This is a genomic window from Arthrobacter sp. A2-55, from assembly GCF_025548615.1.
Lineage (GTDB): Bacteria > Actinomycetota > Actinomycetes > Actinomycetales > Micrococcaceae > Specibacter > Specibacter silviterrae.
The window spans coordinates 1-9,495 of record NZ_JAJLOZ010000111.1 but is presented as its reverse complement, the minus strand read 5'-3'; the positions used below and the strand labels follow the sequence as shown (position 1 = coordinate 9,495).

Here is a 9,495-nt window from a genome sequence, read left to right as displayed (position 1 = left end):
GAGTCGTGCTTGCAGCCCCGTTCGCAATTGTCGGTGCCGGGCTGCAGGTCCGGGAAGGCGTGCAGGATCCTGTCCGCGTCCACATGGGCCAGGCCGAAGGATCGGATGCCGGGGGTGTCAATGATCCAGGAGCGTGGCTGGCCGTCCTGCAACCGCAACGCCAGCGCCGAGGACGAGGTGTGCCGGCCGCGCCCCGTCACGGCGTTGACGCCGCCCGTGGCCCGCCGGGAGCCGGTCAGGGCATTGACCATGGTGGACTTGCCGACGCCGGAATGCCCCACCAGCACGCTGACCTTCCCGTCCAGGTGGCCGCGCAAAAGTTCGACGGCGCCGCCGGCCAGGAGCGCCGAGTCGCCGTCGTCGCTGCGGGCATCAATGGCCGAAGCTGCGTCGGCAGCGCCGGCGGATGCGGTGCGGCTGATGATGACTGTCATGTCGAGGTGTTCGTAGTTGGCCAGCAGTTCCGCCGGGTCCTTGATGTCCGCCTTGGTGATGAGCAGGATCGGGTCGATTCCGGAGTCATAGGCCGCCACGAGGGCGCGGTCGATGAAGCCGGTGCGGGGTTCCGGGTTGGCGGCAGCCACCACAATGACCAGCTGGTCCGCATTCGCCACCACCACGCGCTCCACCGGGTCGGTGTCATCGGCGCTGCGGCGCAGCAGGGTGCGGCGTTCCTCCACACGGACCAGCCGGGCGAGCGTGTCAGGGGCGCCGGAGGTGTCCCCCACGAGTGCCACAAAGTCGCCCGCCACCACGGGGGAGCGGCGCAGTTCCCGGGCACGGGCGGCAATGAGCACGCGTTCGCCGGGCAGGTCCTCGTCCACTATCGCCGTGTAGCGGCCCCTGTCAACCGTAATAATGCGCCCAATGACGGCGTCTTCGTGGGCGGGCCTGTCCTTGGTCCGCGGCCGGCTGCCTTTCTTGTTGGCCCGCACCCTGACGTCGGACTCGTCCCAGTTGCTGTAATCGCGTGCCATGCCTTAGCCGGCCGCTGCCGTTTGCGCGACCATGGCCGCCCACATCCGCGGGAATGCGGGCATGGTCTTGTTCGTGGTGGTGATGTCCTCGACCTCCACGCCCGGCACGGCCAGCCCGATGATGGCGCCCGCCGTCGCCATGCGGTGGTCCTCATAGCTGCGGAACAGGCCGCCGTGCAGGGGTGCCGGGGTGATGATGAGGCCGTCCCCGGTTTCAACGGCGTTGCCCCCGAGTGCGTTGATTTCCGCCACGAGGGCTGCCAGGCGGTCGGTCTCGTGCCCGCGCAGGTGCGCGATCCCGCGCAGCCGGGACGGGGTGGATGCCAGGGCGCACAGGGCGGCCGTGGAGGGAGCCAGTTCGCTGGTGTCGGCAATGTCCACGCCCAGGATGTCCGGGCCGCCCGTGACGGTCAGGACGCCGTCCTCCAGCGTGACGGTCGCGCCAAACTGCGGCAGGATTTCCCGCCACTTGGCGCCCACCTGCGTGGTCCGGGCCGGCCAGTTGGGAATGCGCACGGTGCCCCGCGTGGCCAGGGCCGCGGCCAGGAAGGGCCCGGCGTTGGAGAGGTCCTGCTCCAACTCCACGTCAAAGGCGGCAATGGGGCCGGGCTGCACAATCCAGTGCTTGGGCGTGGAGTCATCAACCTCCACGCCCAGGGAGCGCAGCACCTCCACGGTCATGGAAATGTGGTCCACACTGGGCACGGACTCCCCGGTGTGTTCCAGGTGCAGGCCCTGGCTAAAACGGGCCGCCACCAGGAGGATGGCGGAAACAAACTGGGACGACGCGCCGGCGTCAATGGCCACGTGCCCGCCCTCCACCGTGCCCGTGCCATGCACGGTGAATGGCATGAATCCGCCTTCCGCACCGGCAACGCGGACGCCCAGCCCCTGCAGGGCGGCCACGATGGGTGCCATGGGGCGCACGCGGGCCGCGGTGTCGCCGTCGAACGTCACCGGTCCCTTGAGGAGGGCGGCGAGCGGCGGGACAAACCGCATAACGGTGCCGGCCAGGCCGCAGTCCACCACCGCATCCACGGGGGAGCCCGCCGGAATTGGCGTGACCACCAGGTCGGGCACCGAACCGGTGCCGGGGACCTCGCGGATGACGGCACCCAGGGCGCGCAGGGCACCGACCATCAGGTCCGAGTCGCGTGACTGGAGGGGTGCGCGGAGCCGGCATTCGCCGTCGGCCAGCGCCGCCAGGACCAGGTACCTGTTGGTCAGCGACTTCGACGCCGGGATGGTGACCGTGGCGTCAAGGGGCTGCGGTGAATACGGGGCGGGCCAGGGGGCATGGGTCATGGAAGCCTAGTGTCCCGTCACGTCATGGGCGAGGGAACGGACGCCCGCATCAGCCTTCTTCAGCTGCTTCGAGGTGCCTTTCTTGCCGGACTCGATGAGCTGCCCTGCCTGCCAGGCCAGCCCGGGGCGCCCCGCCGTGTCCATGCTGGCCAGCAGTGCCCCGCCCAGCAGGCCAATGTTCTTGGCGAGCTGGCTGCGGCGGTGCGACCTGGCCTCCTTGGTGTCCGTGGCGGCGCTGCGGTATTCAACATAGGTGGTCAGGGCCGCCGTCAATGACAGCACCGCGGCTGCTGCACGGGAGCACTTTCCGGCCGCCAGGAGCACGCCGGCACCCACCTGGGCACCTGCCAGCACACGCGCCAGTGTCTTTTCGCTGGCGTTCACGGGGAGCGCGGCGGAAAAACGACCCAAAACAGGCGAAAGCTGCTGTGCGGTTTCGTCGGCCCGCCGCAGCCGGTCAATGCCGGAAAGGATAAAGGACGAAGCGAGCATGGGGCGGGCGAGGGCGCGGATCACGGACAAGGAGGCCTCCTAAGTGGTGCGGCGAACATCTGTTCCCGGCCACGCCGGGCGCGGGGATGTTCCGGCTTCCCCTAAGTCTTGCACCTGGGCGCGCTGTTTGCGGAATAGACGACGCCGTACCGGGGTTTGCATTCATAGCGGGGAACCGGGCCGGCACGGTCAGGTCAATGTAAACAGGCGCGCATGGGCACGGCGCAACCATCACTCGGAAAGGCTTCAATGCTGGCACTGACAGTAGACTCTTCTGTGATGAACATTTCCGAGCCTGAGCAAGCCGTTGACACCGCTGCCGAGCCTGTGGGCGGGGCGCAACGGGAAAATTTCGATGTGGCCACGGTGGACGTTGCCACCGAGTCCGTTGAGGCGCGGAGCGCCAGATTTGAGCGCGACGCCATGCAATACGTTGACCAGCTGTATTCGGCCGCGATGCGCATGGCGCGGAACCCCAGCGATGCCGAGGACTTGGTGCAGGAGGCGTACACCAAGGCGTTTTCCGCCTTCCACCAGTACAAGCCCGGCACGAACCTCAAGGCGTGGCTGTACCGGATCCTGACGAACACGTACATCAACCTGTACCGCAAGCGCCAGCGTGAGCCTTTGCAGTCCAACTCGGATTCGATTGAGGACTGGCAGCTGGCCCGGGCGGAGTCACACACCTCCCAGGGGCTGCGCTCCGCCGAGGCCGAGGCCCTGGACCACCTGCCGGACTCGGACGTGAAGAGCGCCCTGCAGGCCATCCCGGAGGAATTCCGCCTGGCAGTGTATTTTGCCGACGTTGAAGGCTTTGCCTACAAGGAAATATCAGAAATCATGAACACCCCCATCGGCACCGTGATGTCACGGCTGCACCGGGGACGGAAGCTGTTGCGAGACATGCTGGCCGACTATGCAGTGGAACGCGGGTACGCCAAGGGCGCCGCACCAGAACTTAAGGAAACGGAGAACTAACCATGGGCGACTGCCAGGGCCTGGGCGATTGCGCTGACGAACGCATCGGGCGAATTTACGAGTACCTTGACGGTGCACTGTCACGCGATGACCTGAAGGAGATCAAGGCGCATCTTGACGGCTGCACCGATTGCGCGCACGAGTACGACCTCGAGTGCGTGATTCGCTCCGTGGTCAAGCGTTCCTGCAAGGAGGCAGCTCCTGAGACGCTCAAGGCTGCCATTTTGGCCCGCCTGCACGAAGGCCGCCCCGCAGAGGTTTAGCCTTCCTGCGACGCCGCTTCGGGCGGACGCATGGAAATGGTGCTGTACTGGCTGGCCGGACGCCCCGTCACCCGCCGGTGCAGTGAACCGGCGATCAGGTGAGCCTGTACCTTCGCCATTTCAGCCTTCTCGCCGCTGAACAGTCCGTCCACGGTGTTGGTCCACAACTGCAGCCACCTGTTGAAGTGCTCCAGGGTGAGTGGTTCCAGGGCGTGGATGTCGAAGTGGATCTTGAGCGCATTCCGGTGGTACAGCCCCGCCTTGAACAACACCGTCTGCCAAAAATCAGCCATGATGGGCATGTGCCGGACCAGGTCCATGTGCACCACGTCGGTAAAGATGGGCCCAATGAGTTCGTCTGCAAAGGCGCGCGTGTAAAAAGTGCTGACCAGGTCCAGGATGTCCTGGCGGTTGGCGATGTCGGCCGGTTCCGCCGCCCCCGTTTCGAACGTTCGCGTGCCTTGCGGCTGGTAGGCCTGAAGGCTCGACGCCGTCCTGCCGGAGTTGAGGTGGAAGCTGGCGCTTCTGCTGGCGTCCACGGCCTACCGGGCCGCCACGGCCAGGACCACCATGATGCCGGCCACCGGCAGGGCAAGCACCTTCAGCGCTTCCGACGTTATGTAGGCGATGTGCGTGTTTGTGCCGACCTTCGCCTTGACGGCCGCGCCGCCGTCGTGCCTCAGGGCGGTCTCCGAGAGGGCCTTGGTGCGCTTGGCCATCGAGGGGCGCAACACCAGCACCTGCAGGGCCAGGGCGGCCATTGCGAGGGCCAACAGCAGCCCTGCCGGCAGGGAGACCAGTGCCGGCCGCAGGATCCAGGTGAGCAGGATTGCGGCCGCAACCACGGCCTCGACACTGTTGAGCACCTTGAAGACGATCCTGCCGATCCCCACGCCCAGCGCGTGGGTCATGCCGGGCGCGCGGAACTTCAACGGGGTTTCGATGAAGGAAATGGCAACCACCATGCCAAACCAAACGAACGGCAGCATGGTCAGCAAAACGAGGGCGAACATGGGCGTCTTTCTCTTTACGGCGGGGGTACTGTTCCAGCGTAGCAATAAGCATGGAAATTCCCGTATTTAATGCCGATGTCTGCTTGCTCACGCAAATGCCCGTCCTGCCAAGCGGCGGGACGGGCATTTGTGATCATAAGCCGGGACTTACGTGTTGGGGCGCTTACCGTGGTTTGCGCCGCCGGTCTTGCGGTCCCGACGCTTGCGTGAACGCTTTGACATGGCTGCCTCCAATCATTGACAAAGATCCGAAAAAGATCTGCCCCCAAGTCTCCCATAACTGGTGCGGGTGCACCTAACCGGGGGAGGGTCAGGAGGCTTCGGGGAGGTCCAGCCACTGGTACCAGCCGCGGTGCAGCACCAGCCACGCCATGAGGCCGTAGCCGGCCTGTCCCGGGGCGCCGGCATTGGCGGCAACGTCGTTGCGCCACTGCTCGTGGTTCTGCAAGGGCGAAAACGTGTCCACGTAGTGGTGCTTGCGGCGGGTGGTCACGTCGGCAAAAGCGGTGTTCAGCTCCGCCAGCTTGCGGTTCAGGGCCGGATCCAGCGACGGCGGCGGCCCCACCACGAACACCGGAATGTTCAGCTGGGTGGCGCCGTCCAGGATATTGGCCAGGTTCAGCCGGCTGCGCGCCGTGGAGAGCCCGTATTCAATGTCCCGCCCCGACAGCCCGATGACCAGCCGGTTCTCATGAAAGTCGTCGAAACGCTTGCCGGCCTCGAGCAGCCAGCGCCCCGCGAGGGTTTCGGTGCCTTCCCTGGGGTTGGCCAGGACGTACGGCTCCACCGTGATGTCTTCCTGCGGCGTGCGCGCCAGGACCCGGCCCAGCCAACCCAGTGCGCGCGGATCGCCCACGCCTGCCACCAGCTCGTCCCCCACGGCCACAATTCGCAGCTCCCGCTTTTCCACGGTGCCCCCTTCATTTCTCACTTCAAATGGAAGATGCCCGGCCTGTCATCCAGACCGGGCATCCTAAACGCCTTAGTTGCGCTCGAAAGCCTGCTTGACCAGCAGCGTCTGCTCCACGGCATGGATCTTGGCAGATCCCGTGGACGTCGCGGCCGATGCGTTGCGTGACACCAGCCCCAGCCGCTGGTCCAGGCGCGGAGCCAGGTTCAGGGCCATGAACGGCCACGGGCCCTGGTTGGCAGGCTCGTCCTGGGCCCACACGACCCCGGCGTTGGGGTACTTGGCCAGTTCGGCCTTGATCTCGGCCTCGGGGAGCGGGTACAGCTGCTCCACGCGGACGATGGCCGTTTTGGTGTCCCCGGCCTTGTCGCGTGCGGCGAGCAGGTCGTAGTACAGGCGGCCGGAGACCAGCAGCACGCGGTCGACGGCGTTGGCATCCAAGGCGGCATGCTCACCGATGACGGGGCGGAAGCCGCCGGTGGTGAAGTCCTCCACGGCCGAGGCGGCGGCCTTGAGGCGCAGCAGCTGCTTCGGGGTGAAGATGATCAGCGGCTTGCGCGGGCGGCTGTAGGCCTGGCGGCGCAGCAGGTGGAAGTGCGACGCCGGCGTGGTCGGGTTGGCGACCACCATGTTCTCCTCGGCGCACATCTGCAGGTAGCGCTCGATCCGGGCCGAGGAGTGGTCCGGGCCCTGGCCCTCATAGCCGTGCGGCAGCATGAGCACCAGCGAGGACCGCTGGCCCCACTTCTGCTCGGCGGAGGAGATGAACTCGTCCATGATGGTCTGGGCGCCGTTGGCGAAATCGCCAAACTGTGCCTCCCAGATCACCAGGGCGTCCGGGCGCTCCACGGAGTAGCCGTATTCAAAGCCCATGGCCGCATATTCACTCAGCAGCGAATCGTAGATCCACAGCTTGGCCTGGTCTTCACTCAGGCCGGAGATGGGGGTCCAGACGTTGCCGTTGGCGCGGTCGTGGAACACCGCGTGGCGCTGCACGAAGGTGCCGCGGCGCGAGTCCTGGCCGGCCATCCGGATCGGCACGCCTTCGAGCAGGAGGGAGCCAAACGCGGCCAGCTCGCCAAAGCCCCAGTCGATGCCGCCTTCGCGGGACATGATCTCGCGCTTCTCCAGCAGCGACTTCAGCTTCTGGTGGACGGTGAAGCCCTCCGGCACGGCCGTGTGGGCGGCACCGATGCGTGCCAGCGTGTCGGCGCTGATGGCGGTGACCTTGGGGTCGTTGACGCCGCTGTCCTTCTGTTGGGCGAGGGGGCGCTCAATGTCGGACACTGCCTGGGCATCCCGGGTGACGATCGGGATGGGGGAGGTCTGGGCTGCATGGGTTTCGGCGAAGACGCGCTCCAGGCGTTCCTGGTAGTCGCGCAGCAGCTGGGAGGCCTCGTCCTCGGTGATGTCACCGCGGCCGATCAGGGCCTCGGTGTAGAGGCGGCGCACGGAGCGCTTGGCTTCGATCAGGTTGTACATGAGCGGCTGCGTCATCGAGGGGTCGTCGCCCTCGTTGTGGCCGCGGCGGCGGTAGCAGACCATGTCGATGACAACGTCCTTGCGGAAGCGCTGCTGGAACTGGTAGGCCAGTTCGGCAACCCTCACCACGGCTTCAGGGTCGTCGCCGTTGACGTGGAACACGGGGGCCTGGATCATCTTGGCCACGTCGGTGGAGTACACGGAGGAACGCGAGGACGACGGCGCCGTGGTGAAGCCCACCTGGTTGTTGACCACCACGTGGATGGTGCCGCCCGTGCGGTAGCCGCGCAGCTGGGAGAGGTTCAGCGTTTCCGCCACCACGCCCTGGCCGGCAAAGGCGGCGTCGCCGTGGACCATGATGGGCAGCACCGGGAAGTTCTCGCCCTGGTCGAGGCGGTCCTGCTTGGCACGGACAATGCCCTCCAGCACGGAGTCCACGGCTTCCAGGTGTGACGGGTTGGCGGCCAGGTACACCTTGGTCTCATTGCCGGCGTCGGAAGTGAACGTGCCCTCGGTGCCGAGGTGGTACTTCACGTCGCCGGAGCCCTGCACGCTGCGGGAGTCCTGCGTTCCCTCAAATTCGCGGAAGACCTGGGCGTAGGTCTTGCCGGCGATGTTGGTCAGCACGTTCAGGCGGCCGCGGTGGGCCATGCCGATGGCGACCTCGTCCAGGCCGTCGTCGGCGGCGTCGGAAATGATGGAGTCCAGCAGCGGAATCAGGGATTCGCCGCCTTCCAGCGAGAAGCGCTTCTGGCCCACGAACTTCGTCTGCAGGAACGTCTCAAACGCTTCCGCGGAGTTCAGCTTGGAGACAATGCGCAGCTGCTCTTCGCGGCTGGGCTTGGAGTACGGGTGCTCCAGCTCGTCCTGGAACCACTGGCGCTGTTCCGGTTCCTGGATGTGCATGTATTCAACGCCCGTGGTGCGGCAGTAGGCGTCACGGAGCACGCCGAGGATGTCGCGCAGCAGCAGCTTCTGCCGGCCGCCAAAGCCGCCGGTGGGCCATTCGCGGTCCAGGTCCCACAGCGTCAGGCCGTAGGTGAGCACGTCCAGGTCGGGGTGCTTGCGCTGGCGGTACTCGAGCGGGTCGGTGTCCGCCATGAGGTGTCCGCGGACGCGGTAGGAGTGGATCAGCTGCTGGATCCGGGCCACCTTGTTGATCTCGTCGGCCGGGTCCACCTGCAGGTCCAGGCTCCAGCGCACGGGCTCGTAGGGGATGCGAAGGGACTCGAAGATGTCGTCGTAGAAGTTCTCCGCACCGAGCAGCAGCTGGTGCACCTTCTTCAGGAACTCGCCTGAGCCGGCACCCTGGATGACGCGGTGGTCGTAGGTGGAGGTCAGCGTCAGGATCTTCGAGACGGCGTTGCGGGCGATGATCTTGGCGCTGGCGCCCTGGAATTCTGCCGGGTAGTCCAATGCGCCGACGCCGATGATGGCGGCCTGGCCCTTGGACAGGCGCGGCACGGAGTGGACAGTGCCGATGCCGCCGGGGTTGGTCAGGGAGACGGTGGTGCCGGCGTGGTCGTCGGCCGTAAGCTTGCCGGCACGGGCACGCTTGATGAGGTCCTCGTAGGTGCGCCAGAACTCGGAGAAGCTCAGCGTCTCCGCCTTCTTGATGTTCGGCACCATGAGCAGGCGGGAGCCGTCCGGCTTGGGCATGTCGATGGCGATGCCGAAGTTCACGTGCGGCGGCTGGACGGCCACGGGCTTGCCGTCGATGACGTCGTAGTAGACGTTCATGGAAGGGAACTGCCCCAGCGCCTTGATGACGGCGTAGCCAATCAGGTGCGTGAAGGAAACCTTGCCGCCGCGGGCACGGGCCAGGTTGGAGTTGATGACCACGCGGTTGTCAATGAGCAGCTTGGCGGGGATGGCGCGCACGCTGGTGGCAGTGGGCACCTCCAGGCTGGTGATCATGTTCGTGGCGATGGCCTTGGCCGGGCCGCGCAGCACCGTGCTGACTGCCTCGTCCGGGACGGAGGTGTCCTTGGCGGTCTTGGGGAGCTGTGCCGGGATGGGTGTGGTGCCGGTGCGGGCGGCATCCTTGGCCGGGGCCGGCGGGCGCGGGGCGGCCG

At 66.5% G+C, this 9,495-nt stretch carries 10 protein-coding genes; 2 read left to right on the top strand and 8 right to left on the bottom strand.

The features are described 5' to 3' along the window. From LPN03_RS20010 to LPN03_RS20000, 3 genes are all read right to left on the bottom strand, one after another. On the bottom strand, positions 1-977 hold a 977-nt coding region (locus tag LPN03_RS20010; protein WP_262455650.1), incomplete at its 3' end, for a ribosome small subunit-dependent GTPase A. A gap of 3 nt (positions 978-980) precedes the next feature. Then, entirely contained in the window at positions 981-2,282 is a 1,302-nt protein-coding gene (gene aroA / locus LPN03_RS20005) for a 3-phosphoshikimate 1-carboxyvinyltransferase (RefSeq protein ID WP_262455649.1), read from the bottom strand. Between the two features lie 6 nt (positions 2,283-2,288). Then, positions 2,289-2,804 (bottom strand): DoxX family protein, encoded by a 516-nt coding sequence (locus LPN03_RS20000; protein WP_262455648.1) that lies wholly within the window; start codon positions 2,802-2,804, stop codon positions 2,289-2,291. A 183-nt stretch (positions 2,805-2,987) separates the two neighbouring features. Here LPN03_RS20000 and LPN03_RS19995 point away from each other — a divergent pair, with 183 nt between their 5' ends. Continuing rightward, a complete protein-coding gene (locus tag LPN03_RS19995; protein ID WP_410468624.1) occupies positions 2,988-3,752 on the top strand; it encodes a sigma-70 family RNA polymerase sigma factor in 765 nt (254 codons plus the stop codon). Between the two features lie 2 nt (positions 3,753-3,754). After that, complete coding sequence (rsrA, locus tag LPN03_RS19990; RefSeq protein ID WP_165180911.1) at positions 3,755-4,015, top strand: mycothiol system anti-sigma-R factor; 261 nt, start codon at positions 3,755-3,757, stop codon at positions 4,013-4,015. On the opposite strand, the gene LPN03_RS19985 is transcribed toward rsrA, so the two are convergent. From LPN03_RS19985 to LPN03_RS19970, 5 genes are all read right to left on the bottom strand, one after another. Beyond that, the gene (locus tag LPN03_RS19985; protein WP_262455646.1) at positions 4,012-4,554 is read right to left on the bottom strand and encodes a group III truncated hemoglobin; all 543 of its coding nucleotides are present in this window, start codon (positions 4,552-4,554) and stop codon (positions 4,012-4,014) included. The genes rsrA and LPN03_RS19985 overlap by 4 nt on opposite strands. Positions 4,555-4,557: 3 nt before the next feature. Next, positions 4,558-5,028 carry a DUF4149 domain-containing protein gene (locus LPN03_RS19980; protein ID WP_262455644.1) on the bottom strand — a complete coding sequence of 157 codons (471 nt, stop codon included), beginning with the start codon at positions 5,026-5,028 and terminating at the stop codon, positions 4,558-4,560. A gap of 147 nt (positions 5,029-5,175) precedes the next feature. Next, positions 5,176-5,250, bottom strand: a complete 75-nt coding sequence (locus tag LPN03_RS20980; RefSeq protein WP_370875258.1) for a 50S ribosomal protein bL37 — start codon at positions 5,248-5,250, stop codon at positions 5,176-5,178. 88 nt (positions 5,251-5,338) lie between these two features. Continuing rightward, entirely contained in the window at positions 5,339-5,938 is a 600-nt protein-coding gene (locus tag LPN03_RS19975; protein WP_262455643.1) for a GDSL-type esterase/lipase family protein, read from the bottom strand. Positions 5,939-6,010: 72 nt separating this feature from the next. Next, the coding region (locus LPN03_RS19970) for a multifunctional oxoglutarate decarboxylase/oxoglutarate dehydrogenase thiamine pyrophosphate-binding subunit/dihydrolipoyllysine-residue succinyltransferase subunit (protein ID WP_262455642.1) at positions 6,011-9,495 on the bottom strand (3,485 nt) is incomplete at its 5' end.